The 25,304-nt window shown below is 74.4% G+C and carries 22 protein-coding genes and 1 pseudogene; 9 read left to right on the forward strand and 14 right to left on the reverse strand.

Annotated elements, in window-relative coordinates; all coding sequences use genetic code 11:
- Window positions 1-62: 62 nt before the first annotated feature.
- Window positions 63-1,052, forward strand: coding sequence for an NAD-dependent epimerase/dehydratase family protein (locus AB0898_RS01385; RefSeq protein ID WP_366800748.1), 990 nt, complete (start codon window positions 63-65; stop codon window positions 1,050-1,052).
- 69 nt (window positions 1,053-1,121) lie between these two features.
- Here AB0898_RS01385 and AB0898_RS01390 read toward each other — a convergent pair whose 3' ends face one another.
- Both AB0898_RS01390 and AB0898_RS01395 read right to left on the reverse strand, forming a co-directional pair.
- Window positions 1,122-2,234, reverse strand: coding sequence for a HAMP domain-containing sensor histidine kinase (locus AB0898_RS01390; protein ID WP_366800749.1), 1,113 nt, complete (start codon window positions 2,232-2,234; stop codon window positions 1,122-1,124).
- Window position 2,235: 1 nt separating this feature from the next.
- The gene (locus AB0898_RS01395) at window positions 2,236-3,108 is read right to left on the reverse strand and encodes a response regulator transcription factor (RefSeq protein WP_366800750.1); all 873 of its coding nucleotides are present in this window, start codon (window positions 3,106-3,108) and stop codon (window positions 2,236-2,238) included.
- 105 nt (window positions 3,109-3,213) lie between these two features.
- On the opposite strand from AB0898_RS01395, the gene AB0898_RS01400 reads away from it, so the two are divergent.
- The 3 genes and pseudogenes from AB0898_RS01400 to AB0898_RS01410 form a co-directional block, all read left to right on the forward strand.
- On the forward strand, window positions 3,214-3,933 hold the full coding sequence (locus tag AB0898_RS01400; protein ID WP_366800751.1) for a glycosyltransferase family 2 protein: 720 nt from the start codon (window positions 3,214-3,216) through the stop codon (window positions 3,931-3,933).
- Complete coding sequence (locus tag AB0898_RS01405; RefSeq protein WP_366800752.1) at window positions 3,930-4,547, forward strand: DUF2064 domain-containing protein; 618 nt, start codon at window positions 3,930-3,932, stop codon at window positions 4,545-4,547. Before AB0898_RS01400 ends, AB0898_RS01405 begins: the two co-directional genes overlap by 4 nt.
- Window positions 4,544-5,092: pseudogene (locus AB0898_RS01410) on the forward strand (class I SAM-dependent DNA methyltransferase); the annotation flags it as partial. The gene AB0898_RS01405 and the pseudogene AB0898_RS01410, both read left to right, overlap by 4 nt.
- A gap of 68 nt (window positions 5,093-5,160) precedes the next feature.
- On the opposite strand, the gene AB0898_RS31830 reads toward AB0898_RS01410, so the two are convergent.
- On the reverse strand, window positions 5,161-5,634 hold the full coding sequence (locus AB0898_RS31830) for a hypothetical protein (protein ID WP_407078273.1): 474 nt from the start codon (window positions 5,632-5,634) through the stop codon (window positions 5,161-5,163).
- Window positions 5,634-6,932 carry a molybdopterin-dependent oxidoreductase gene (locus AB0898_RS01415; RefSeq protein ID WP_366800754.1) on the reverse strand — a complete coding sequence of 433 codons (1,299 nt, stop codon included), beginning with the start codon at window positions 6,930-6,932 and terminating at the stop codon, window positions 5,634-5,636. The genes AB0898_RS31830 and AB0898_RS01415 overlap by 1 nt, the downstream gene beginning before the upstream one ends.
- Before the next feature lie 113 nt (window positions 6,933-7,045).
- On the opposite strand from AB0898_RS01415, the gene AB0898_RS01420 reads away from it, so the two are divergent.
- Complete coding sequence (locus AB0898_RS01420; RefSeq protein ID WP_366800755.1) at window positions 7,046-8,410, forward strand: hypothetical protein; 1,365 nt, start codon at window positions 7,046-7,048, stop codon at window positions 8,408-8,410.
- Window position 8,411: 1 nt separating this feature from the next.
- Here the strand turns inward: AB0898_RS01420 and murJ are convergent, their stop codons facing one another.
- The 7 genes from murJ to AB0898_RS01455 form a co-directional block, all read right to left on the reverse strand.
- Window positions 8,412-10,205, reverse strand: a complete 1,794-nt coding sequence (gene murJ, locus AB0898_RS01425) for a murein biosynthesis integral membrane protein MurJ (RefSeq protein ID WP_407078274.1) — start codon at window positions 10,203-10,205, stop codon at window positions 8,412-8,414.
- A gap of 226 nt (window positions 10,206-10,431) precedes the next feature.
- Window positions 10,432-11,493, reverse strand: coding sequence for an LPXTG cell wall anchor domain-containing protein (locus AB0898_RS01430; RefSeq protein WP_366800756.1), 1,062 nt, complete (start codon window positions 11,491-11,493; stop codon window positions 10,432-10,434).
- A gap of 120 nt (window positions 11,494-11,613) precedes the next feature.
- Window positions 11,614-13,512: a hypothetical protein gene (locus tag AB0898_RS01435; protein WP_366800757.1), complete on the reverse strand. Its 1,899-nt coding sequence runs from the start codon at window positions 13,510-13,512 to the stop codon at window positions 11,614-11,616.
- Between the two features lie 351 nt (window positions 13,513-13,863).
- Window positions 13,864-14,814, reverse strand: a complete 951-nt coding sequence (locus AB0898_RS01440) for an MIP/aquaporin family protein (RefSeq protein ID WP_366800758.1) — start codon at window positions 14,812-14,814, stop codon at window positions 13,864-13,866.
- Window positions 14,815-14,903: 89 nt separating this feature from the next.
- Complete coding sequence (locus AB0898_RS01445; protein WP_366800759.1) at window positions 14,904-15,644, reverse strand: DUF4328 domain-containing protein; 741 nt, start codon at window positions 15,642-15,644, stop codon at window positions 14,904-14,906.
- 52 nt (window positions 15,645-15,696) lie between these two features.
- Complete coding sequence (locus AB0898_RS01450; RefSeq protein WP_366800760.1) at window positions 15,697-16,134, reverse strand: hypothetical protein; 438 nt, start codon at window positions 16,132-16,134, stop codon at window positions 15,697-15,699.
- A gap of 162 nt (window positions 16,135-16,296) precedes the next feature.
- Complete coding sequence (locus AB0898_RS01455; protein WP_366800761.1) at window positions 16,297-16,983, reverse strand: DUF6445 family protein; 687 nt, start codon at window positions 16,981-16,983, stop codon at window positions 16,297-16,299.
- 265 nt (window positions 16,984-17,248) lie between these two features.
- Between AB0898_RS01455 and AB0898_RS01460 the strand changes: the two genes are divergently transcribed.
- A complete protein-coding gene (locus AB0898_RS01460) occupies window positions 17,249-18,013 on the forward strand; it encodes a DUF4142 domain-containing protein (protein ID WP_407078280.1) in 765 nt (254 codons plus the stop codon).
- On the opposite strand, the gene AB0898_RS01465 is transcribed toward AB0898_RS01460, so the two are convergent.
- Window positions 18,010-19,668 carry a glycoside hydrolase family 13 protein gene (locus tag AB0898_RS01465; RefSeq protein WP_366800762.1) on the reverse strand — a complete coding sequence of 553 codons (1,659 nt, stop codon included), beginning with the start codon at window positions 19,666-19,668 and terminating at the stop codon, window positions 18,010-18,012. The genes AB0898_RS01460 and AB0898_RS01465 overlap by 4 nt on opposite strands.
- A 372-nt stretch (window positions 19,669-20,040) precedes the next feature.
- Here AB0898_RS01465 and AB0898_RS01470 point away from each other — a divergent pair, with 372 nt between their 5' ends.
- On the forward strand, window positions 20,041-21,027 hold the full coding sequence (locus AB0898_RS01470) for an LAETG motif-containing sortase-dependent surface protein (RefSeq protein ID WP_366800763.1): 987 nt from the start codon (window positions 20,041-20,043) through the stop codon (window positions 21,025-21,027).
- 517 nt (window positions 21,028-21,544) lie between these two features.
- On the opposite strand, the gene AB0898_RS01475 is transcribed toward AB0898_RS01470, so the two are convergent.
- On the reverse strand, window positions 21,545-22,513 hold the full coding sequence (locus AB0898_RS01475) for a nucleoside hydrolase (RefSeq protein WP_366800764.1): 969 nt from the start codon (window positions 22,511-22,513) through the stop codon (window positions 21,545-21,547).
- 155 nt (window positions 22,514-22,668) lie between these two features.
- On the opposite strand from AB0898_RS01475, the gene AB0898_RS01480 reads away from it, so the two are divergent.
- Complete coding sequence (locus tag AB0898_RS01480; protein ID WP_366800765.1) at window positions 22,669-23,805, forward strand: hypothetical protein; 1,137 nt, start codon at window positions 22,669-22,671, stop codon at window positions 23,803-23,805.
- Window positions 23,806-23,838: 33 nt separating this feature from the next.
- On the opposite strand, the gene AB0898_RS01485 is transcribed toward AB0898_RS01480, so the two are convergent.
- A complete protein-coding gene (locus AB0898_RS01485; protein WP_366800766.1) occupies window positions 23,839-24,975 on the reverse strand; it encodes a tetratricopeptide repeat protein in 1,137 nt (378 codons plus the stop codon).
- A 112-nt stretch (window positions 24,976-25,087) separates the two neighbouring features.
- On the opposite strand from AB0898_RS01485, the gene AB0898_RS01490 reads away from it, so the two are divergent.
- Window positions 25,088-25,294: a hypothetical protein gene (locus AB0898_RS01490; RefSeq protein ID WP_366800767.1), complete on the forward strand. Its 207-nt coding sequence runs from the start codon at window positions 25,088-25,090 to the stop codon at window positions 25,292-25,294.
- Window positions 25,295-25,304: the final 10 nt, after the last annotated feature.

A 25,304-nucleotide genomic window follows, 5' to 3' on the forward strand; every position in this document is an offset into this window, starting at 1 on the left:
GGAGTGGTGACGTGCGGACGTCACGACGGGAACCGGGCGGCGCGCGGACCTAGCGTGGCCGTATGCGTGTACTGGTCACCGGCGGTGCCGGGTTCATCGGGTCCCATGTCGTGGAGGCGCTGCGGGCGCGCGGGCATGAACCGGTCGTGTACGACGTGCGGGACGACCCCGGCGCCGACGTCCGTGACGCGGACGCGGTGTCCCGGGCGCTGACCGGCGTGGACGCCGTCTGCCACCAGGCGGCCCGGGTCGGCCTGGGCGACGGGGTGTCCGACGCGGCCGAGTACGTCTCCCGCAACGACCTCGGCACCGCCGTCCTGCTCGCCGCGATGGCCCGCGCCGGGGTGGGCCGGCTGGTGCTCGCCGGGTCGATGGTGGTGTACGGCGAGGGCCGGTACGCCTGCCCGGTCCACGGTGACGTACGGCCGGGCCCGCGCGCGGAGGCCGATCTTGCGGCGGGCCGCTTCGAGCCTCCATGCCCGCGCTGCGGTGAGGCGCTGCTGCCCGGACTCGTCGGTGAGGACGCCCCGGCCGATCCGCGCAATGTGTACGCCGCGACCAAGCTGGCCCAGGAGCACCTGGCCGCCGCGTGGGCCCGCTCCACGGGCGGTACGGCCTTCTCGCTGCGCTACCACAACGTCTACGGCCCCCGGATGCCCCGTGACACCCCGTACGCCGGGGTCGCCGCGTTCTTCCGCTCGGCGCTGGAGCGCGGTCAGGCGCCGCGTGTCTTCGAGGACGGGGGCCAGCGGCGCGACTTCGTGCACGTGCGGGACGTGGCCGCCGCCAACGTGACCGCGCTGGAGGCGCCGGAGCGGCCGGGCACGCTGAGCGCGTACAACACCGGCAGCGGGGAGCCGCGTACGGTCGGCGAGCTGGCGCGGGCGCTGGCCGCCGCGTACGGCGGGCCCGAGCCGGTGGTCACCGGCGAGTACCGGCTCGGGGACGTACGGCATGTCACCGCCGACTCCTCACGGCTGCGGGCCGAGCTGGGCTGGAAGCCGGAGGTCGGCTTCGCGGAGGGGATGGCGGAGTTCGCGCACGCGCGCTGACGCCTCCGCGGAGTTCGCGCCCGCGCGCTGCCCCCGTAACGCCCGCTGACCCCGTGGCGCTCGCCGGCCTCAGTGCGCCGGGGCCGGCAGTGTCACCTCGAAGCGGCAGCCGCCGGGGATGTTCCGGACGCTCGCCCGGCCCTGGTGGGCCTCCACGATGCCCCGGACGATGGCGAGCCCGAGTCCCGCGCCCGCCGGAGGCGTCCGCGCGTCCGTGCCGCGCCAGCCGGTGTCGAAGACGCGCGGCAGGTCCGCCTCGGGGATGCCGCCGCAGCCGTCGGTCACCGTCAGCACCACACCCTCGGGCGCCCGCCGGGCGGCGACGGCCACCGTGCCGTCGGCGGGGGTGCGGCGGATGGCGTTGACGAGCAGGTTGGCCAGGACGCGGCTCATCTCCTTGCCGTCCACCTCGACCGGCACCGGCTGCACCCCGTCGCCCACCAGCCGCACCCCGTGCTCGCGGGCGAGCGGGCCGACGCCGTCGAGGGCGTCGCCGACCAGGTCGTACAGCGAGACCCGGGCCGGGTTGAGGGGGAGCGTCCCGGCGTGGATGCGGGACAGCTCGAAGAGGTCGCCGACCATGTCGTTGAGGCGTTCCACCTCGGTGCGGATCTGGCGGAGGTAGCGGGCGGGGTCGGCGGCGACGCCGTCCTCCAGGGCCTCCGACATGGCGCGCAGTCCGGCGAGCGGGGTGCGCAGGTCGTGCGAGATCCAGGCGACCAGCTCGCGCCGGGACGCCTCCAGGGCGCGTTCGCGTTCGCGGGAGGCGGCGAGCCGGGCGCTGGTGGCGGCCAGTTCGCGGCTCAGCTCGTCGAGTTCGGCGGTGGCCGGGGCGGCGGGCGCGGCGAAGGCGCCGTCGTCCCCGAAGTTGCGCGCCGCGTCGGTCAGTTCCCGGCTGCGCGCGACCACCCGGCGGCCGAGCAGCAGCGCGGTGAGCAGGGAGACGACGGCGGCCATCGCGACGACGGTGGTGACCACCCTGAGGTCGTGCGGGGACAGGAACATCGCCCAGGCCACCGCCATGGTGCCCGCCAGCATCGCGAACACCCCGACGCCCGCCACCACGGCGAGGGAGGCGGTCAGCGAGCGGCGCCGGACCAGCCGCAGCACACCCGCCCCCGCCACGCCGGTGGCCGCGGCGGCGAGGAAGGCGTAGAGGGCGATGAGGAGCATGTCGCGCATGTCAGCCCTCCTCGCGGACGGCGGGCCCGCCGGACCCGTCGGCCCCGGCACTGCCCGCCGGTCCGCCGCCCGCCGGTCCGCCCGAACCGCCCTCCGGCTCGGAGGACTCGTTCTCCGGCCCGGAGGACCCGGCCGGCTCGAACCGGTACCCCACCCCCCACACCGTCCGGATGAGCCGCGGATTCGCCGGATCGTCCTCCACCTTGCCCCGCAGCCGCCGTACATGGACGGTGACGGTCGACAGGTCGCCGAAGTCCCAGCCCCACACCTCGCGCATCAGCTCCTCGCGGCCGAAGGCGCGCCCGGGGTGGCGCAGGAAGAAGGCGAGGAGGTCGAATTCGCGCAGGGTGAGCGCGAGTTCCGTGCCGTTCTTGGTGGCGCGGCGGGCGGCCGGATCGACGGCGAGCCCGGCCGAGGCGAGCGCGGCGGGTGCGGGCACGGCGGCGGGCGCGGGCCGGGTGCGGCGCAGGACCGACTCCACCCGGAGCACCAGTTCGCGGGGGCTGAACGGCTTGGTGACGTAGTCGTCCGCGCCGACCTCCAGGCCGAGGACGCGGTCGTCCTCGTCGCCGCGCGCGGTGAGCATGATGACCGGCACCGGACCGCGCTCGCGCAGCCGGGCGCACACCTCCAGGCCGTCCATGCCGGGCAGCATCAGGTCGAGGACCACGAGGTCGGGCCAGTGGGCGTCGGCGCGGGCGAGGGCGGCGGGGCCGTCGTCGGCGCGGTCCACCAGGTGTCCGGCGCGGACCAGATAGCCGGTGACGATCTCCGCGACGGTCGGATCGTCGTCGACGACCAGGATCCGGCCGGTGGCCTCGGACGGCCGGGCGGAGGCGGGTCCGGGGCGGGGGGCGGGGTGCGGCTGCTGCATGTTCTCCAGCCTCGCACCGCGCCGCCGGGCGGGGCGTGGTGCGGCCCCGACGTCCGCGTTTCGTAAGGAGGCGAAGTCCGCTTCGCCCCGGTTCGGGTTCGTAGGGTGAAGGCCGTGACCAACTCCCCCTCCCGTCCCGGTGTGGACGTCGTGCTGCCCTGCCTCGACGAGGCCGGGGCGCTGCCCTGGGTGCTGGAGCGCGTCCCGGCCGGCTGGCGCGCGCTCGTCGTGGACAACGGCTCCACCGACGGCTCCGCCGAGATCGCCCGCTCCCTCGGCGCGACGGTCGTCCGCGAGGAGCGGCGCGGTTTCGGCGCCGCCTGCCACGCGGGGCTGCTCGCGGCCACCGCCGACGTGGTCTGCTTCTGCGACTGCGACGCCTCCCTGGATCCCGCTCTGCTGGTGCCCTTCGTCGAGGAGGTCCGGGCCGGAAAAACCGACCTGGTGCTCGGCAGGCGGCGCCCGCAGGGGCGGGGCGCGTGGCCCGCGCACGCCCGCGCCGGGAACCTCGCGCTCTCGCTGCTGCTGCGCCGCCGCACCGGGCTCGCCCTGCGCGACCTCGGCCCGGTGCGCGCGGCCCGCCGCGAGGCGCTGCTCGGGCTCGGCCTCACCGACCGGCGCAGCGGCTACCCGCTGCAGATGGTGGTGCGCGCGGCCGACGCGGGCTGGCGGGTCACCGAGCACGACGTGCCGTATCTGCCGCGCACCGGCGCCTCCAAGGTGACGGGCACCTGGCGCGGCACCTGGCAGGCGGTACGGGACATGAGCCGCGTGCTGCGGGAGACCCCGGCGGCGGAAACGACGGCGGCGGGGAGGCAGCGGTGACCACCCTGCTCGTCATCGCCAAGGAGCCCCGCCCCGGCCGGGTCAAGACGCGGCTCACCCCGCCGTTCTCGCCCGCGCAGGCCGCCGCGCTCGCCGAGGCCGCGCTCGCGGACACGCTGCGCGCGGTGGCGGCCGCGCCCGCCGTACGGCGGCTGCTGGTGCTGGACGGCAGGCCCGGGCCGTGGCTGCCGGACGGGTTCGAGGTGGTGCCGCAGTGCGCGGGCGGCCTCGACGAGCGGCTCGCGGACGCCTTCGCCCGCTGTACGGGACCGGCGCTGCTGATCGGCATGGACACCCCGCAGGTCACCCCGGCGCTGCTGACGGCGGACTTCGCGGGCTGCGACGCGCTGTTCGGGCCGGCCGAGGACGGCGGCTTCTGGGCCCTCGGGCTCGCCCGCCCCGACCCCGCGCTGCTGCGGGGCGTGCCCATGTCGGTGCCCGAGACCGGGGCCGCGCAGCGCGAGCGGCTGGCCGACGCCGGGCTGCGGGTACGGGACCTGCCCCGGCTGCGGGACGTGGACACCGTCGCCGACGCCCGCGCGGTCGCCGCCCTCGTCCCGCACGGCGCCTTCGCGGCACGGCTCGCGGACTGTACGGAAGCGGGTGCGTCATGAGTGCCACGACGGCCCCGCCCGCCTGGTCCGCCTCCGACCCGTACACCACCGCGCTGCGCACCGGCCGGGGCCCGCTGTTCCTGCGCCGCGACGACGGCTGGCTGCTGCCGCTGGAGGTCGAGCGCTGGTGCGCGGACGCCGACGCGGTCGACCGGGCCGTACTGGACCGCTGCGAGGGCCCGGTGCTCGACATCGGCTGCGGCCCCGGCCGGCTGGTCGCGGAGCTGGCGGCGCGAGGGGAGCGCGTACTCGGCGTCGACGTGAGCGCGGCCGCCGTCGCCCGCACCCACCGGCTCGGCGGCGAGGCACTGCGCCGCTCGGTGTTCGACCCGCTGCCCGGCGAGGGCGGCTGGGGCACGGTCCTGCTGATGGACGGCAACGTGGGCATCGGCGGTGACGTGCCCGCCCTGCTGCACCGGGCCCGTGAACTACTGCGTCCCGGCGGTCTGCTGATCGCGGAGACCGGCCCGCCCGAGGTCGACGAGCGCGCCCTCGTACAGGTGGTGGACCTGGCCCACGGCCGGGGTCCGGCGGGCGAGCCGTTCCCGTGGGCGCGGATCGGCGCCCCGGCGCTGCTGCGGCTCGCGCGGGACGCCGGGTGGCGGGCGCGGGCTCAGTGGGCGGCGGGCGAACGGTGCTTCGTGGCCCTGCGCAGCCGCAGGACGCACACCAGCGCCGAGCCGCCGAAGAGGGCGGCGGTGATCAGCAGCCAGCGGGTGAGGAAACCGTCCGGGTCGAGTCCGGTGGCCGAGCGGTAGCGGTCGGCGGACAGCCCGAGGATCAGCGGGGCCCACACCAGCAGCAGCAAGCCGGACAGCAGGGCGGGGACGCGTACGTACAGCATGAACGAACGCCGCCTCGCCGCGCCGAGCCCCGCCACCAGCGCCCGGTCCAGTGCCGAGTACAGCGGCACCAGCACCAGGTCGTGCAGCAGGGCCGCGCCGACGATCCACAGGACGACGCCGAGCCGGTCACCGGCGAGCAGCCGGACGCCCGCGTAGGCGGCGAGCGCGAACGAGCAGAGAAGCAGCAGCAGTTGCAGCGGGCTGCCGAGAGGAAAACGGAACCGGGACATCAACCGGGGCATCACAGGTCTCCGAAGGTCAGCCGGGCCACCCACTTGGTGTTGTGCACGCCGGGCAGCGCGGGCACGATGATCCGCGCCGGATAGCCGTGGTCGAGGGACAGCGGCTCGCCGTTGACGGACAGGGCGAGCAGGGAGCGCGGGTCGGACACCTGGTTGGCGCGCAGCGCCGCACGGCGGAAGGCGCCGTGCCGCTGAAGGGACTCCACGAGCACGTCCACCGCCCCCGTGTCGTACCCGGCGAGCGCCGCGAGGTCCCGCAGCCGGACCCCGCGCCACCACTGGTCGGCGGTGGACCAGCCCTCCACGCAGGCGATGGGCAGCGAGGAGCTGTGCTGCGGCAGCCGGAGCAGTTCGGCGCGGCTGAGCCGTACGGTCCCGGCCGGGCCGGTGACGACGAGGCGCCAGGCGTCCGCGCTCGTCTCGGCCTCGGTGATCCCGGCGTAGGCGGCCGTCTTGTTGATCTGGAAGCCGTTGGGGCCGCCGCCCGGATCGGCCCCGCCGTGCGGCGCGAGCAGCGCGGTACGGCGCAGGGGCCCGCCCAGGCTCTGTCCGACGGTGGTCAGGAACAGCAGCAGCGAGCCCGCGCCGACCAGCCGCAGCGCGCCCCGGCGCGAGACGGTGGGTTCGGCGGGGCGCGCGGAGGCGAGACCCGCCTCGTCAGGCGCAGACCCCTCACCGCCGGCCGGACCCCAAGCCGCCCCCTCCGCACCGGCACCCGTCGACCGCCCCCGCATCGACCGCACCGCCCGCACCGCCGCCGGTACCTTCAGCGCCGCGTGGACGACGAAGGCCGACATGAACACCCAGGCGCCGTAGAAGTGCAGCGGATAGAAGGAGCCCGGAAAGACGTACTCCAGCTGGATGTTGAGCACGCCGGTGGTGAACTCGAAGAGCCCGCCGCCGACCAGGAGCAGCAGCGAGATCCGCTCCAGGGCGTGCGCGAGGGAGCGGGCCGGGGGCAGCGCGAACAGCTTCGGCACGACCGACCACAGCTTGGCGAGCAGCACCGGGACCAGCGTGACGCCGAGCGTGACGTGGACGCCCTGGGTGAGCCGGTAGAGCCAGGACGGCCCGGCGGGCCAGTCGAACAGGTAGAAGCCGAGCAGCCCCTTGTCCGGTGTCGTGTCGTTCACCGGCGACAGGTCCGGGTTGTAGGCCGCGTACGACACCAGGCCCGTCACGAACAGGACGGTGATGCCGCCGAGCAGCACCAGGCCGAGCACGGCGGTGAAGCGGGTGCCGCGCAGCGGGCTGCGCCAGAAGGCGGGGGAGGAGGGGAGCCGGGGGCGGTCGCTCATGATCCGACCGTAGGCCGGGGAACCCACCGGAACGGGTGCGCGACCCATGACGAAACGCTGACGTCGGGCCCGTACGGCGGCCCCGGCGCGCGCGGGCGGCCTAGCGTGCCGGTGTGATCGACCGCTCCCCGCACCCCGACTCCGCGCGCCCCTCGTCCCCCGTGGCCCGCCGCGATCTCCTCGCCGCCGGTGCCGCCGTCCTCCTCGTGACGGCCGCCGTGCTGATCGGCCGCCACCTCCAGGACACCCGGCACACCCTGTTCGTGCACTGGCCGCCGCTGCTCGCCGAGTGGGACCCGCACGTGGGCCCCGGCACCCCGGCCGCGCTGCTGCTCGCGGCGGGCGCGGTGGCGTACGGCCCCGCGCTCGCGGCCCGGCTGTCCTGGCGCGCGCTGCCGTGGGCGGCGTGGGCGGTGTCGGCCGCGTGGATCTTCGCGCTCGCGCTGGTCGACGGCTGGCACACCGGGATCGCGTCGCGGCTCACCGCCCGCAACGAGTACCTGCGGGTGATCGGCCGCTTCCACGACATCCCGGCGGCCCTGCGCGACTTCGACCAGCACATCGTCAGCGGGGTGCCCGGCAACTGGCCCGCCCATGTCGCCGGGCATCCTCCGGCGGCGACGGTCACGTTCGTGCTCCTGGACCGGATCGGGCTCGGCGGCGGGGGCTGGGCGGGGACCTGGTGCGTGGTGCTCGGCGCCTCCGCGAGCGCGGCCGTGCTGGTGGCGCTGCGGGCCCTGGTGGACGAGCCGGCGGCGCGCCGGGCGGCGCCGTTCCTGGTGTTCGCGCCGGCCGCGGTCTGGCTGGGCGCCTCGGCGGACGCCTATTTCGCGGCGGCCGCCGCCTGGGGCCTGGCCTGCCTCGCCCTCGCGGTCACCCGGCGCTCACCGTGGTGGGCGGCCGCCTCAGGGCTGCTGCTGGGCCTGACCGTCTATCTGTCCTACGGCCTGACGCTGATCGCGTTCGTCGCGCTGGCGGTGCTGTGGCTCGGCCGCGCGGGGGTACGGGCCCGGCCGCTGCTGCTCGTCGCGCTGGTGGCCGGACTGGCCGTGATTCCGCTGGTGTTCACGCTGCTCGGCTTCAACTGGTGGACGGCGTACCACCTGTTGGTGATCCGCTACTACCAGGGCGTCGGCGGCACGCGCCCGTACGGCTACTGGATCTGGGCCAACCTCGCCTGTACGGCGGTCATCACCGGGCCCGCCACGGCGGCGGGGCTCGGCCGGGCGGGCTCGGCCCTGGTGCGCCGTAGCGACCCGGCGGCCGTCCGGCTCGCGCTCCTGGCCGCCGCCGCCCTGCTGGCGGTGCTCGTCGCGGACGTCTCCGGGATGAGCAAGGCGGAGACCGAGCGCATCTGGCTGCCGTTCGCGATGTGGCTGCTCCCGGTGTGCGCGTACCTGCCCGGGCCCCGGGTGTGGCTCGGGGCCCAGGCGGTCACGGCGCTGCTGGTCAACCATCTGCTGCTGACCGGCTGGTGAGTCAGCGGCCGAGGCGGCCCTTCAGCATGCCGAGGGCGGCGTTGACCTCTTCGACGCGGAAGAGGCGGGCGAAGACGGCGAAGAGGACGAGGAGGACCACGCCTCCGGCGGTCAGGGCGATGGCCGAGGAGAGGACGGCGTTCGCGGTGATGCCGGAGAGCCAGCGCACCAGCAGACCGGCCGCCGCCGTGGCGGGCACGCAGGCGGCGATCAGGCGGAGGTAGGTGCGGGTGACGCGGCGGCCGTCGAGTTCGCCGCCGAGCCGCTTGCGCAGCCGGGTCCAGGCGACGCGGACGCCGGTCGCGTAGGCGAGACCGTAGGACAGGGCCATGCCCGCCACCGCCCAGCGGGCCGGGAGCAGCAGGTAGGAGGCGACGGACCCGGCGGCGTTGACGGCCGCGACGATCACCGTGTTGTAGAAGGGCGTGCGGGTGTCCTCGAAGGCGTAGAAGCCGCGGAGCACGACGTACTGCACGGAGTAGGGGACGAGTCCGAGCGCGAACGCCATCAGCACGAAGCCGATGTTGCGGGCGCCCTCCTCACCGGCACCGGCGTACAGCAGCTGGATCAGCGGGACGCCGAGGGCCAGGAAGGCGAAGGCGCACGGCACGATGAAGACGGCCGAGGAGCGCAGGCCCTGGGAGAGGTCGTCGCGGACGCCCGCGAAGTCCTCCTCGTGGGCGGCGCGGGAGATGCGCGGCAGGATCGCCGTCATGATCGAGACGGTGATGATGGCCTGCGGCATCTGCCAGAGCAGCAGCGCGTAGTTGTAGGCGGTGATGCCGGTACCGGGGTGGCCCGTCTTCTCGGCCGCCGCGCCGGCGGCCGTGGCGAGCCGGGTGACGACGACCATGCCGGCCTGGTTGACCAGCACGAACAGGAACGTCCACTTGGCGAGCCCGAGCGCCTTGCCGAGGCCCTGGCCGCGCCAGTCGAAGCGCAGCCGGATGCGGAAGCCGGAGTCACGCAGGTACGGCATCATCGCCAGCGACTGCACGGCGAGACCCAGCAGGGTGCCGATGCCCAGCAGCCGTACGCCCTCGGGGCTGATCGAGGCGGCCGAGATGCCGGAGTGCCCGGCCGAGCCGAAGACCCAGACGAACGAGCCGAACGCCACGATGATCAGGATGTTGTTGAGGACCGGCGTCCACATCATGGCGCCGAACCGGCCGCGCGCGTTGAGGATCTGGCCCATCACCACGTGCAGGCCCATGAAGAACATGGTGGGCAGGCACCAGCGCGCGAAGGTGACCGCCACCTCCAGCTGGTCCGGGTGGGACGCCATGGACGGCGACATCAGCCGGATCAGCCAGGGCGCGGCGACCACGCAGACGGCGGTGACGGTGCCGAGGAGCGTGATGACCAGGGTCATCAGCCGGTTGGCGTAGGCCACGCCGCCGTCGTCGTCCTCCTTCATGGACCGCACGAGCTGCGGGATGAAGACGGAGTTGAGCGCGCCGCCGCCGACCAGGACGTAGATCATCGTCGGCAGGGTGTTGGCGACCTGGTAGGAGTCGTTGAGGGTGCCGACGCCGAGGGCCGCGCCCATCACGAGGGTGCGCAGGAAGCCGGTGAGCCGGGAGACCAGGGTGCCGGCCGCCATGACGGCGCTGGACTTGAGGAGCCCGGCCGCCTTGCCGCCGGACTTCCTGGCCGGGGCGGCCGCCGCCGGGGGCGCCTCGGCGGCCGGGGGCGCGGTGTCCACCAGGCGGATCTGGAGGGTGGCCGGGTCCGGCCCGCCTCCCGGCACCCCGCGTCCCGCCGCGCCGACTTCGCTCTCGCTCCTGGAACCCACGCTGATCCTCTCCCGGCGGCACGCCGAGCCACACGACGACGACCACGCTGCCGACGGCTCCGCGCCACGTCCGGCCAGGTCTGATGAACGCCGGAACCAGGGGCACGAAGGCGCGGTTGACGGCGGAGGGAAGAGTACCGGTCGTACGGCGCGGGGCCTCGCCCACCGGCGGGTGGACGAGGCCCCGGGTGCGCGTACGGCGGCTGCCGGACGCCGGAATGGACCGTTACGCGACGATGCCGGAGCCCGCGGCCTTGCGACGGCGGACGACGAAGACGGCGCCCGCGCCCAGGGCGACGGCGGCGCCACCGCTCAGCGCGATGGCCGGCAGGACCGAGCTGGCGCCGGTCTCGGCGAGGCGGCCCTGCGGGCTGATCTGGGTGTTGCCGGACGGCTTGGCCGGGAGCGGCTTGCGGCCGCCCTGCGGCTTGGCGTCACCCGGCTTGCCGGGGGCCGTGCCCGCCTTGAGGATGTCGAACTCGTAGTAGCTGTCGTCGCTGGAGTAGACGCAGTCGCCCTTGTCGTCGGCGTACATGCCGATGCTGATGGCGAAGCCGAAACCTTCCGGGGCCTTGGCGTCGACGGCCAGGCGCAGGTCGATGGAGAAGGACTCCTTGGCCTGGACGTCGGTGTAACCGAGGTAGCCCGCGCCCTCGTCGTTCTCGTCCAGGGAGATGTCGGTCCACGTGCCGGTGGCCGGGTCCTTGTACTCGAGGGTGAGGTGGTTGGCGTCGGAGAAGTCGTCCTCGCTGACGCTCGCGGCGAACACACCGAGGTCGACGCGCTTGTAGGTGTGGGCGCCGGTGTTGCGGACGTTCAGCTTGAAGTTGTGGTAGCCGCTGCCCGCCACGACCTTCGACGGCAGGCCGGAGAGGGTGGTGTGCAGGTCGTCGTCGAACTTCGGCTCGGCCGAGCCGTCGCACTCGGTCGGGAACGTGGACTCCGAGGCGGACGGCGAGGCCGACACGCTCGCCGACGGCGCGGCGGACCCGGAGGCCGGGGCGGAGGCGGAGGCGGTGGGCGCGGCGCTCGTGGACTGCGACGCGTCCGCGGCCGGGGTGGTGTCCTCGGCGGCGGGGGTCGTGTCCTCGGCGGCCGGGGTGGTGTCCTCGGCGGCCGGAGTCGTGTCCTCGGCGGCGGGCGTGGTGTCCTCGGCCGCCGGCGCCGACTCGGAGGCGGAGACCGCCTGCGTGCCGTCGGAGGCGTACGCGAGCGGGGCGGCCAGCAGGACGACGGGGGCTATGGCAGCCGTGGCTGCGGCCAGAGCCAGGGAACGGCGAAGCTTCATGCGAACCTCGGATGCGTAAGTGATCGGTGTGTTCGCAGAATTGACCGGCCAACCGGGTAAACAGTTGCCCAAAAACTTACGGTATTTTTAAGTGATCTGAGTCACAGGGAACTCCCGGGTTCACGTCCGCCCCTTGCGCGGCCCCGGTACCGCCGGGCGCGCGGACAAAGGCGCCGGCGACTCGATCTCGGCCAGCAAGGTGCGCAGCGCGGACCGGACTTGAGGCATGTCGGGGGCGGCGTCGAGCGGGGCCGGGTACGGGTCGAGACCGGCGAGCGCGCGGCGCGCCCGGTGCCAGGCCCGGGCGGTACGGCCCTGGTGGTGGTCGGCGTAGGCGCGGGCGTAGCGGGCCAGCGCGGTGGCCCAGGCGTCCTCGCGGACCCCGGGCTGGGTGAGGGCGCGGCGGGCGTTGCGCCGGGCGGACGCCGGGGTCAGCGGGGCCTGGAGCACGGCCAGGGCGGCGAGGCTGACGGCCGGGGCGGGGCCGCCGGGGGCGTACGGCGGGACGGTGTCGGCCGCCTGGCGGAAGCAGTCGGCGGCGGCGCGCGTGTCACCGCGCTCCCAGGCCAGCACCCCCTCGACATGGCTGACGCGCCCGATCAGCGCGTCGTCACCGGCCAGCACGGCGGCGGGCCAGACCTGGCCGAGCAGTTCGCGGGCGGTGGCCGCGTCCCCGGGGGCGCTCAGCCAGGCGGCCAGCCAGCGGGCGCGGGCCGCGAGGTGGTCGTCGGCGCGGTGGCGGGGCAGCAGCCGGGCCAGATGACGGCGGCCCTCCTCGGCGTGGTCGTGCACCGCCCACCAGAACCACAGGTCCACCACCCCGGCCAGCGCCGCCGCCACCTGCCCGGCGGGCGGGTCCGGCAGCGCGAGCGCGTGGTCGACCAGCGCGGACAGATCGGCCTCGTTGTCCCGCACCAGCCGCGCCGCCTGCCGCTGCTCGCCCGCGCTCCACAGGTTCCCGGCGATCTCCGCGAGCCGCCGGTGGTGCAGCACGTGCCGGGTGACGGCGACCCTGAACTCCCCGGCCGCGCGCAGCCGTTCGGCGCCGAAGTCACGGGCGGCCCGGGTCATCAGATAGCGCGGCGGGCGTACGCCACCGGGCTCGCCCAGGGTCCGCAGCACCCCGGCCGCGGTCAGCCGGGCCAGGCACGCGGCGACCTGGTGCGGGGCGACGCCGGCGCCGGAGCACAGATACGCGGCGGACGGTTCGGTGAACGCCCCGGCGAAGACCGCCGCCCGGCTCCACACCGCCCGCTCGGCCCGGTCGCACAGCAGATAGGCCGCCCCGACCGCCGAGCGCAGCGAACGGTGCCTGCGCAGCGCGGACGAGGGCGCGGACAGCCAGCACTGGTCCCGCTCCAGGCGCTCCGCCAGCTCCCGTACGTCCATGCCCTGCCCGAGCTGCTCGGCGGCCAGCTCCACGGCCAGCGGCAGGCCCTCCACCAGCCGGCAGATCCGGGCCACGACGCCGTACTCCTCCACCGCCCGGGGCCACGCCCGCGCGCGGAACAACTCCACGGCGTCCGCCTCCTGGAGCGGGGCGAGCCGTACGACCCGTTCGTCCCCGAGTCCGAGGGCCTGGCGGGAGGTCACCAGGACGCGTACGGAGGGGAGTTCCATCAGCAGCCGCTGGACCAGGCCCGCGCATTCGGTGCGCACCGCGTCGGCGTCGTCGAGCAGGAGCAGCGCGGGGCGGCCGTGCGCACCGGGGCCGGCCTCCAGCGCGGCCGGAGACCCGCCGCCCAGCGCCTCGGCCACCCGCTCGGCCAGCGCGCCCGGTGCCGTACGGCTGCCGCCGGGGCAGCGGACCCTGACCACCGGGCCCCAGGCCCCGCAGGCCGCCACCGCCGAGGCCAGGGCGCTCTTGCCCGCGCCGACGGGCCCGGTCACCGTCACCAGCCGTCCCCGGGCCAGGCCCTCCCGCAGCGCGGCCGTCTCCGCCGCGCGGCCGATGAGCACCCCCGGTTCCGGACGGCCCGTCGTGGCCGCCCGGCCGGTGCCCGAGGCGTAAGCCCTCACGTCGTCAGTACTCCAAAACATCGCCCGGCACGACAACCCGGTCATACGCACGGGGAAATCGTTCCTGCGGAACCGCTACGGGAACTCCAACGCCCGCCGGAACTCCGGGTGGCGCACCCGCGCCGGGGATCACACGGCACGGCGAACGCCCGTACGCGCGTACGGGCCAGAACCCCCGGCCGGCCGCGAGCACCTCAGCGCCGTATCCGCACCCCGGCCCGCCCCCGGACCCGTAGCCGCACCGACAGCCGGCCGCCCCGGAGCCGTACCGTCACCCGCACACGGAGCCGGGCCCGGGCCATCGCCCGGGCCCGGCCGCCGCCGCGCATCAGGTCTCCTCGCGCGGTCCGGCTACTCCTCGCCCTCGTCCACCCGGGTCGGGCGGCTGCGGCCCGGCTCGGGGAGTTCGCCCAGCTCGTGGCGCAGGTAGAGCACGTCGCCGACGAACAGGTCGTAGAGGAAGATGCCCACCAGGCCGCCGATCAGCGGGCCGACGATCGGCACCCACCAGTAGCCGCTGAACTGGCCCGCCACCGAGCCGGGGAAGGCCAGGCTGTCCCAGCCCGCCGCCCAGGTGAACAGGCGCGGCCCGAAGTCACGGGCGGGGTTGATCGCGTACCCGGCGTTCGCGCCGAACGACATGCCGATCGCGGCGACCGCGAAGCCCACGATCAGCGGGGCGAGGTTCGCCTTCACGGCCTGGTTGCGCAGGTCGAGGATGGCGACGACGAACATGACCAGGAAGGCCGCGCCGACGATCTGGTCGATGAGCGGGCCCCAGATGCCGCCGTGGAAGTAGGGCGCCGGGAAGGTGGCGAAGATGGAGAAGGAGGCCAGCGTGTGCCCGTTGGTCTTGGGGCCCGAGACCGCGGCGTCGAAGGTGTCGATCGCGTTGTGGTAGACGAGATAGACCAGCGCCGCACCCGCGAAGGCGCCCACGACCTGGGCGAACCAGTAGGGCAGCACCTTGATCCAGGGGAAGCCCCGGCGCACGGCCACCGCGAGGGTGACGGCCGGGTTGAGGTGGGCGCCGCTGACGCCGCCGGCGACGTAGACACCGAAGGTCACCGCGAGGGCCCAGCCCCAGGCGACCAGCAGCCAGTCGCCGGCCGCCAGGAAGATGGTCGTGGTGGTGGCGGCCCGGCCGGAGCCGGGAAGCGCGGCGACCGCCATGGCGACCACACCGCAGCCGAACGCGATGAGGACGAAGGTCCCGAGGAACTCCGCCATCATCTCGCCCGCCAGACCGCCCCGGTGCCTGAGCCGGGACGGCTTGATGAGCGGGGGGATTTCGACAGCCATTGAGGCCCCCTCTGAGAGAGCGAATGCGGCAAACAGCCTCATACTGGCCGACAACCACGCACTCCGCAGAGCGGGTTACTGCCTTCGGGTTACTCCGCGGCCGACGGCTCGGCCGGCGACTCGGTCGGGGCCTCGGCCGGGGGCTCGGCCGGCGTGAGTGACGCGATGCGCTCCAGCTGCGCGGCCGTGACCGCGCGCACCATGAGGAAGCCGGTGACCGCCGCGCCCGCCATCGCCGCCTCGCTGAAGAGCACAGGCCCGATCTCGGTGTAGGCGCGCTCGATCATCTCGTCGGCGCCGTCGCGGAAGAACAGTCCGGTGCCGGAGAGCAGTCCGACCAGCCACAGCACCCACCACACCGTGACCACGGCGGGCAGCTTCCGCCCCGGCACCGACTTGCGGTACGCGTCGGCGATCAGGCCGCGCGGAATCCACAGGTTGGCGACGGGCAGCACCCAGCCCAGGTAGACCCAGAGCCCGGTGTACTTCGGCGACTCGCGCGACAGGGCGACCGAGTTGTCCCGCACCCGCCACAGCCAGGCGATGAAGAAAACCGCGCAGACCAACGTCGCGGCACCGAGGAGCGAGGTGACGACGTGGTACGAGTCCTCCAGCCCGTTCAGCGGCCGGTGCGCGCCCTCCCCCCGGTCCGGCGGGCCGGAGGCGGGTTCGCCCGCCGTCCACAGCCGTATCTCCCACACCGCGCGCAGTACATGGCCGAGCCCCGCGAGCAGCAGGGCCCAGCCGGTCAGCCGGGCCGCCTTCTCGACGGGGCGCAGTCCGTGCACCTGGCGTGCGGGGGCGGCCGGAATCGTCTTCTGTTCGTTCACCACGCGATTCTGACCGGCTGGACACCCCCGCACCAGGGGCTTTACGACGGGATCAGGCCGGGCGGCGTTCCGGCGTGCGGTGCTGCGGGTGGTACGTCGCCAGCGCCCAGATCACGAAGAAGTCGATACCGATCATGATCAGCGACCAGATCGGGGAGTACGGCAGGAACAGGAACTGGGCGATCATGCTCAGCGAGGCCAGCAGGATGCCGACCACCCGCGCCCACTCCAGGCCCTTGAGGATGCCCACACCGGTGATGACCGCGATGACGCCGATCACCAGCAGGATCCAGCCCCAGCCGGTGAGGTTGATCTTGTAGACGTAGGCGTCTATCCGGGCGTACACGTCGTCCGCCGCGATCGCGGAGATGCCCTGGAGGATCGCGAGGATGCCGTTCATCAGCATCAGCACGCCCCCGAAGATCGCACCGCCCTCGGCGAGACCTCCATGGGCCGGAGGTGCCGGTTGCGTCTGCTGCTGCTGGGTCATGGCCGTACCTCCGCCGTCGTCGCCCCGAGTGGGTCGTTGCTACGACGATCACGCGGGCCCGGCCCGGGGACCACGGGGGCTACGCCGTACGGGTGAACGACGCGGGGCGTGAGCCGCCCCGGGAAGGGGGCTCACGCCCTGTTCAGCGCGTACGTCCGGACCTCACGCCATCCAGAAGAACACCGCCGTCATCCGCTTCTCCTCCAGCGTCCGTCCGACGTAACCGGTCGCGCTGTGCACGAGGTTGGCGTGGTAGAGGAGGAGGCGGTTGTAGCGGTGGGGGACGTCCACGTCCTCCTCGAAGGCGTCCGGGGCGACGAAACGGGTGCCGAGGGCGTCGACGAGGTTGTTGTGCGGGGCCTGGACGACGTTGCCGCCGAGCCGGCCGCCGGGCAGGGACTGGCGGTAGAAGCTGGTGCCGCAGGACTTCGGCACGTGCGGGTTGAGGTAGAGCACCGCCGCGTACCGGCACAGCGCGCGCGAGTCGGCGTGCGGGCGGGGTTCGCTCTCGCCCTCGCCGACCACCTGGACGCAGTTGTGGTTGAGGGTGCCGCCGCCGGGCGCCCGCTGCACCCACAGCTCCTTCGCGCCGGTCGCCTTCTTCACCAGCCGCTCGATACGGGCGAGTTCATCCGGTTCGAGGCCGGGCATCGCGCGCAGTCCGGGCCAGGTCTCGGAGGTGTACGGATACCCCCTGGCCCAGTCGTCCTTGGCCAGACACCGTTCCCGTACCGCGTCCGGGTCGGGCAGCGCGTCGTCGATGACCCAGTAGTCGCGTCCCCGGGTGGGCTTGCGGTAGGGCAGCACGGGCAGGGCCGCCGGGCGTCCGGCGGGGGGCTGTGGGGGCATGGGGCGAATCTAGGGTCGGGTTCCTTCCCGCTTCTCCCGGCGAACGGTCAACTTCTGTCGAGTAGAGTCAACCTTTCGTCAATTCGGCAGGAGGAAAAGCCGAGTTGGGGCCGGGTGGAAATTGTTACCCGAACCGTCGAGACGAACAGCATTCCCATCCGTACTGCTGTGCGTCCCAACCGCCTGTCGGCGGAACCACGACCGGGCAGGAGGCACGGTGCGCATTTCGCGGAACGCGACGGGAACGATCTTCGTGGGCGGTGCGATGACGCTCACACTCGCGGCGCTCGCCTACCCCGGCATGCTCGGCCTGAACACCGTCACGGCGTCCCAGACCCGGATCGTCGCCAACACCCAGTGGGGCCCCCTCACCGAACAGGACCGCGACTTCGTGGTCCGGGTGCGCGCGGCCGGCCTGTGGGAGTACCCGCTCGGCCAGATCGGGCTGCAGAAGGGCACCACGGCGGGCGTCAAGGAAGCCAGCAAGCACCTGATCGACGGCCACGCCGCGCTCGACGCCTCCTGCCGCAAGATCGCGCCCATGCTGAACATCACGCTGCCCAACGTGGCGAGCCCCCAGCAGGAGGGCTTCGTGACCCAGCTGAAGGGCGAGAGCGGCAAGCAGTTCGACACCGACTTCGCCAACATCCTGCGGATGACGCACGGTTCGATCTTCAACACCATCGCGAAGATCCGGTCCACCACCAAGAACTCGCTGGTGCGGGCGCTGGCCAACCAGGCCAACGACACGGTGCTCGACCACATCACGGTGATGGAGAAGACGGGCCTGGTCGACTTCGACCAGACCATCTTCCAGCAGACCACCCCGCCCAAGCTGCCCACGGACGACCTCACGCCGCCCGCGCCGCCGCCGGGCCAGCCGGAGGTGGTCCTGACCCCGCCGCCGAACCCCACCTCCTCCACGCTGAACGTCGACGGCATCAACGGCCCCAACGACACGCGCAGCGACACCTCTTCGACCGTCCCCGGCGCGACCGCCCAGCCCTCGCCCACACCGACGATCGGCTAGGCCAGCCACACGGTGGTGTCCGGCGGAAGGCTGCCGGACACCGCCAACGGCTCGCTGGAGAGCAGGAGTTCACCCGACGGCAGCGCTACGGGCGCGCCGTTGAGGTTGGTCACACAGCGCCAGCCCGGGCTACGCCTGAAGTCCAGTACGCCCGGGGCCTGTCCGGGCGCCCAGGCCAGCCCCTCGCCCTCCAGCAGCTTGCGGCGCAGCTTCAGCGCGGCGCGGTACAGCTCCAGGGTCGAACCCTCCACACCGGACTGCGCCTCGACGGCGTACGCCGCGAAGGACGGGGGCTGCGGCAGCCAGCCCGCGCCGGGTCCGAAGCCGTACGAGGGTCCGGTCGTCGTCCAGGGCAGCGGCACCCGGCAGCCGTCCCGGCCCTTGCGGGTGTGGCCCGACTGCTGCCACACCGGGTCCTGGAGCACCTCGGCGGGCAGGTCGGCGACCTCGGGAAGGCCCAGCTCCTCGCCCTGGTAGAGGTACGCCGAGCCGGGCAGCGCCAGCATCAGCAGGGTCGCGGCGCGGGCCCGGCGCAGCGCGGCGACCGGGTCGAGCGGGGGTTCGGTGCCGCCGGAGAGCAGCCAGGCGTCGAGGTCGGTGCCGGGCGGGAGCGACAGGCGTGAGGCGTGGCGGACCACGTCGTGGTTGGAGAGCACCCAGGTGGCCGAGGCGCCCGCCGAGCGGGCCGTGGCGAGCGAGCGGGTGATGACAGCGCGCAGCTCCTCCGCGCCCCAACCGGTCTCCAGATACTCGAAGTTGAACGCCTGGCCGAGTTCGTCCGGGCGGGCGTACAGCGCACGGCGCCCGTCCGGCACCCAGGCCTCCGCGACGGCGGTGCGGGGCGGGTCGTAGGAGTCGAGAACGCGGCGCCAGTCGCGGAAGATGTCGTGCACCTCGTCTCGGTCCCAGTAGGGGTGGGTGCCGGGTGCCAGCAGGGGCAGGGAGTCCTCGCCGGTGGCGCCGATCCCGCCCACGTCCCGGAGCGGCTCGGCGAGGTCCTTGGCCAGGCCGTGGGCCACGTCGACCCGGAAGCCGTCCACACCCCGGTCGGACCAGAAGCGCAGCGTGGTGAGGAAGTCGGCGCGTACCTCCGGGTGGCGCCAGTCGAGGTCGGGCTGTTCACGGGCGAAGAGGTGCAGATACCACTCGCCGTCCGGCACGCGCTCCCAGGCGCTGCCGCCGAAGACCGACTGCCAGTCGGTGGGCGGGAGTTCACCGCGTACGCCCCGGCCGGTCCGGAAGACGTAACGGGCGCGGGCCGGGGAACCGGGGCCCGCCGCCAGCGCCTCCCGGAACCAAGTGTGCTGGTGCGAGGTGTGGTTGGGGACGATGTCCACGATCACCTTGAGGCCGAGGCGGTGGGCCTCCGCGACCAGCGCGTCGAAGTCCTCCAGCGTGCCCAGGCGCGGGTCCACGTCCCGGTGGTCGGCGATGTCGTAGCCGCCGTCGGCCAGTTCGGAGGGGTAGAACGGGCTGAGCCACACCGCGTCCACGCCGAGCGCGGCCAGGTGGTCCAGGTGCGCGGTGACGCCCCGCAGGTCACCGAGCCCGTCGCCGTCGGCGTCCGCGAAGCTGCGGGGGTAGACCTGGTGGATGACGGCCTGGCGCCACCAGTCGGGGTTCCGGGGGGAGAGGTCGGCGGACGGGTGGGGCATGCGGGCTCCGTTCGGGGGCGGGGGTGAGGGGGGCGGGGGGCCTGTTGGGGCAGGGGGCCGGTGGGGTGGGCGGGTGCCGGCGGATCGGCGGATCGGGCTGAGGCGGGGGTGTCATCGGGGGCGGAATCGGGTGAATACCGGGGACCGGCCAGGCTCCGACAGGAATCTGTCCACATCGCCCCGAAACGGAAACCGGGCGGGACCGGAAATCCGAACACCCGGCGCGTTAGCGCAGGTTGACAGCTTTCGCAAGGACGATCACGATGTCTGCACACTGTGGCGCACGGGACCGACGAGTCCGTGGAGGCCGCGGTCCTCTCCTGTGATCTCTCCGCGCCTCGCGCGAGCCTTCCCCGAACCGATGGGATACCCATGTCCATAGCCCGACGTGTCACCGCGCGCCGCCTGCTGGGGACGGGCGCCGCCTCGCTCGCCCTGTGCGCCGCCTCCGTAGCCGCCGCCTCCGGGGCCTGGGCCCACGGCGCGCCCGGCGGCGACGGCTGGAAGTCCGGCGGCCACTTCACCCCGGGCACCGGCGCCGGCACCGAGACCGGCGCCGACGCCTGCGAGTTCTCGCTGGACGGCACCCGCTTCTTCGCCTCCGTCAAGGTGGACGACCAGAACCTGAAGCCCACCGAGGACGGCAAGGTCCACATCAAGGTCCGCGCCGCCGGTTCCGCCGCGACCTGCACCGCCTCGCTGGCCTCCTACCTCGCCCACGGCTCCACCTGGGCCACCTCCGGGCAGCAGGCGCTGGTCGGCTTCGACACCGTGAGCGTCAAGCGGGGCGAGACCGACTCGCTCGACATCGCGGTGCCGGACGCGGGCTGCTTCGCGCAGATCGACCTGTACCGGGGCGCGGTCAAGTTCGACGGCGACCTCGACGCGAACGACGGCCTGGTCCACGGCGACCTGCCCAAGGGCCCGGACCACGCCGTCATCAAGGACAAGCTGATCGCGGCCTGGAACGGCGGCACCAAGGAGTGCTCGATCGAGGCGCAGCCGACCCCGGCCGCCCCGACGACGCCCGCCGACACCGACGCCTCCCCCTCGGCCACCGCCCCGGAGTCGGACTCCGCCTCCGGCTCGGCGTCCGAGCCGGCCCCGGCCTCGGCGTCCGCCTCCGCGTCGGCCGCCCCGAGCACCAAGGCGGACTCCGGCGCGCCGGCCTCGCCCTCGGCGAGCGTCAAGGACACCGCCGCGGCCGCGTCCCCCTCCGCGAACGGCGGCTCCGGCGACCTCGCCGAGACCGGCGGCGGCAACGGCTCGGGCCTGATCGCGGGTGCCGCGGCGGCACTGGTCGCCGCGGGCGCCGCGGCCGTGGTCATCTCCCGCCGCAAGCGGGCGGCCCAGCACTGAGTCCCGCCGGCGGCGGCTGCGCACCGCGCGGCAGCACGGCCCAGCGGTACTGACCTCACGGGGGCGCCCCAACGCCCCCCACCGCGAGGCGAACACGCCGGACACCCTCCCGGACAACGGGGTCAGGCCCAACGCCCGGTCCCGGCGCCCGCCTCACCCCTCCGCCCCCAGCGGCACACCCGCTGGGGGCGGAGCCACGCTCCCCTGCGGGCGGAGGGGGTACGGCCGCTCCAGCGGGACCGAACGACTACGGGCGCCCCAGCGAAAGCCCGACGACCACGCCCGGCACGGGCCCGACACCCACGACTGCTTTCCCTGGGCCCAGCAACCATGCCCACCGCACCAGCCACCGGACAACTACGCCCGCTCCAGCGAGAGTCGGGCTGCTACGGCGACTCCTCGTGAGCCCGACGAGCACACCCACCCCGGCGCGGGCCCGGTCGCTACGGCCGCCGCGCCGCCGGCCGTCCGGCTACAACTGCCCCTCCGCCACGGCCACTCCGCCCCGGCCGTACGGCTACCCCCGCTCCACCGTGGACAGGTACAGATCCACGTACCGCTTGACGTCCACGTCCAACCCCACGTCCACCAAGGGACGTTCCCGCTCACCGTCGTGCAGTTCGGACTCTCCTGGGCGGCCGCGCAGGTCGACGACCGTCTGGCCGCGGGACGGGCCGGGGGCGAGGGCGATCTCCACCGGGACGCGGCGGGTGGTGAGGCCCTCGGGGTCGGCGACCGCCAGGACCGCGCCCGCGTCGCCGAGGCCGCCCGCCGCCGCGTCCCGGGGTGCGGTTCCCCGGGCCGGGGGCCGGTGGGCGAGGAGGTCGCCGGCCAGCCGGGTGCCCGGTTCGGCGCTCGCGCGCAGCCTGCGTACGTCCGCGCCGGGGACGACGACCCGGGTGAACACGTCGAGCCCGTACATCGTGATCGGCACCCCGGCGGTGAGCAGTACGGCAGCCGCCTCCGGGTCGTGCCAGACGTTGAACTCGGCCACGGCGGTGGCGTTTCCGGGGCCGACCGCGCCGCCCATGAACACGATCCGCTCGATGTTCCGGGTCACCTCGGGGTGGGTGCGCAGCAGCAGGGCGATGTTCGTCAGGGGCGCGGTCGGGATCAGGGTCACCGGGCGCGGCGAGGCGAGGATCTCGCGCCGCAGCAGCGTGACGGCGTCCATGGGGACGGGCGCGCGGGCCGGTGCGGGCAGCCCGAGGTCGCCCATGCCGTCGGTGCCGTGCCAGTGCGCGACCCGGGCGGGCTCGAGGAGCGGGCGTTCGGCCCCGCGCGCCACGGGGACGTCGGCCGCGCCCGCCCGTTCCAACACGGTCAGCGTGTTGCGGACCACGCCGTCCACGCCGGTGTTCCCGGCCACGCACGTCACCGCCCGCAGATCGAGCCCCGGATGCCGGACGGCGAACAGCAGCGCCAGCGCGTCGTCCACCCCGGTGTCGCAGTCGATGATCACGGGAACGGCGGGCCGCTCGGCCACGTCGGGCTCCTCTCGGTCGCGGGTACCGAACCTACCCGCGCCGGCCGCACCGGCACCCCGCGCTCACCCGGACGGACCGGAGCGCTGGTGGGAGGGGGCGCGGGGTGATGCCGTGAGGGGGAACCAGCCCTTCCGGTACGAGCAGGAGGCACCCGATGACCGCCACCGCACGCGCCCGTGGCGCCCTCCTGGACCGGAAGCGTCTGATACGGGCGCTGATACGCGCCCTGAGCACCTTCGGCGCCCGCGCGATACGTGCCTCCCGGCCGGGCCGGGCGGAGGCCACACAGGTCCTCCGCACACGCCGTACCGGCACGACACATGCCGACGCCACACGTGGCCGTACCGCACGTACCGACGCCACACATGACCGCACCACATGTGCTCACGCCACACATGGCCGCACCACATGTGCCGAGGCCACACGCAACCGCACCACACATGCCAACGCCACATGTACCGAGGCCACACACAGCCGCACCACACATGCCAACGCCACACGTGCCAACGCCACACATGCCCACGCCACACATGCCCTCCGCACCGCCCTCCTCACCACCACCCTCCTCACCCTCACCAGCTGCGCCACCCTCGGCCTCGAACACCCCCCGACCGCCCACCAGCCGCTGCCGACCATCGAGAAGCCGCCCGCCTCCTCCAAGGCCGCGCCCGGCACCGACAAGGCGGTGCTCACCGAAGCGCAGGCGCAGTCCGCGCTCCTCACCGAGACCGATCTCGGCGCCCCCTGGACCGCGACGCACGGCGCGGCCACCTGGCGGGACGGGCTGCTGAAGGCCACCACCGACGCGGGCCAGTGCCAGCCGCTCCTCGACGACCTCTACGCCGACACGCTCCTCGGCGCCCCCGCCCGCGCGGCCGTCGGCCTGGACGACCCCGACACCGGGGCCCAGCTGCGCTACCAGATCGCCGACCGCCGCCCCGCCGACGTGGACGCCGCGCTGACCCGGCTGGGCACGATGCCCGTCGACTGTGCCCGTTTCACCGCCAAGACGCAGACCGGGCTCGTCGAGGACGTACGGGTGAACGCCGCCTCGCTGCCCGAGGTCGGGGACAAGCGCCAGGGCCTGCGCGTCACCGTCGCCACCACGACCGAGGACGACCAGGACGTGCTGCTCACGCTGGACGTCGCCGCCGTACGGGTCGGCCAGGACGCGTTCGCGCTGACCAACGGCGGCCTGGGCGACGTACCGAACGACGCGACCCAGGCCGCCGTCCAGATCGGCGCCCTGCGCCTGGCGGACGTACGCAAGCAGGCACGCGTCCAGGTGTGACCGCGCTCGGAGCCGGGCCGGACGCGGAAGCGCTCAGAGCTGGGCCGGCCCCAGCGTCGTACTCCCCGGTGCCGTGCGGTGACCGAGCCCCGTCCGGTACGCGTCCAGCGCCGCTTCCGTACGGCCGCTCCGGCGCAGCAGGTCGCCGAGCAGCCGGCACAAGTCGGCCAAGTCTCCCGCCGCCCCGGCCCGCTCCAGGAGGCTGAGCGCGCGGACGTAGTGCTCCTCGGCGGCCTCGGTGTCGTGGGCGTCCTCCGCGATGATGCCGAGCAGCCGGTGCGCGGCGGCGGCGTGGACCGCGCCGCGCTCGGAGGAGAAGTCGCCGAGCACCCCGGCCAGCAGCTCGGCGGCGTCGCCCGAACTGCCGCGCCGGTGCAGCACGTCGGCCAGTTCGACGGCGACCTGGCTGCGGTAGAGGGCGGCGCGGGTCTCCCCGAGCATCAGCAGTGCCTGCCGCAACTCCTCTTCCGCACCCGCGAGTTGTCCGGCCTGGGCGCGTACGTAGCCGCGCATCCAGTGGCAGTGGGCGAGTTCGGTGCGCAGGCCGAGGCGGTCGTACAGCCCGGCGGCCGTCGCGAGGGAGGCGTCCGCCTCGGCGTGCCGTCCCTGGGCGAGCAGGGTGCGGGCGACCGAGCGGTGGGTGCGGGCGACCAGCGCGGGGTCGCTCACACGCGGGGCGAGCGCGAGCGCGGACTCGGCGGCGCGGGCGGCGCGGTGGTGGGCGCCCATGTCCATGTACGGCCCGATGGCGGTGGCGTGCAGCAGCACCAGGGCGTCGGGGTCCTGCGGTTCGGCGCGGGCCAGTTCGGCGAGGCCGGTCTCCAGGAGGTGTACGGCGTAGCGGAGTTCGCCGGAGAGATAGTGCGCCACGGCGCGGCCGCGCAGGACGGGGGCGCGGAGAGGGGCGGGTTCGTCCGCGAGCAGGTCCCCGGCGCGCTCGAAGTGCTCCAGGGCGTCGGCCAGTTCGCCCGTCTCCAGGGCGCTCTCGCCGAGGCCGAGCAGGGCGGCGGCGCGTTCGGCGGTGAGGCCGTGTTCGCCGGCCTCGGCGAGGAGGGTGGCGTAGCGGGCCCCGGCCTCCTCGGCGGCACCGTCGTCCAGGGCGCGGCGGGCATCCGTCAGGCGTCGCCTCAACTCCTCCGCGACGGCGGCCGGATTCTTCCGTTCGCGCATCGGGCGTCCTCCCCAACTCCCTTGGGCCCCCTTGTCGTTGGGGGCGCGCAGCCCTAGGTTAATCGGCGGCTCACGTGTATCCGACTCGTCACCCGCCGTAGCGAGGTCACCCGTGCCCGGACGTACATCGGCCGCCCCTGGACGTACCGGCGCACGCCCCCGCCCCCGGCTGCGCCGGACCGCGGACGACGCCTCCCTCACCCGGGGTGTCGTGGCGGCCGTGGTGGCGGTCGCGGCGCTGGTCGTGGCGGCGAACGCGGGTCCCGCGCACACCCCGGACACCCCCTCCGCACCCCCGGCCCGCTCCGCCCAGCGGTGACCCGGCACGG

The organism is Streptomyces sp. NPDC005435 (genome assembly GCF_040703155.1).
Lineage (GTDB): Bacteria > Actinomycetota > Actinomycetes > Streptomycetales > Streptomycetaceae > Streptomyces.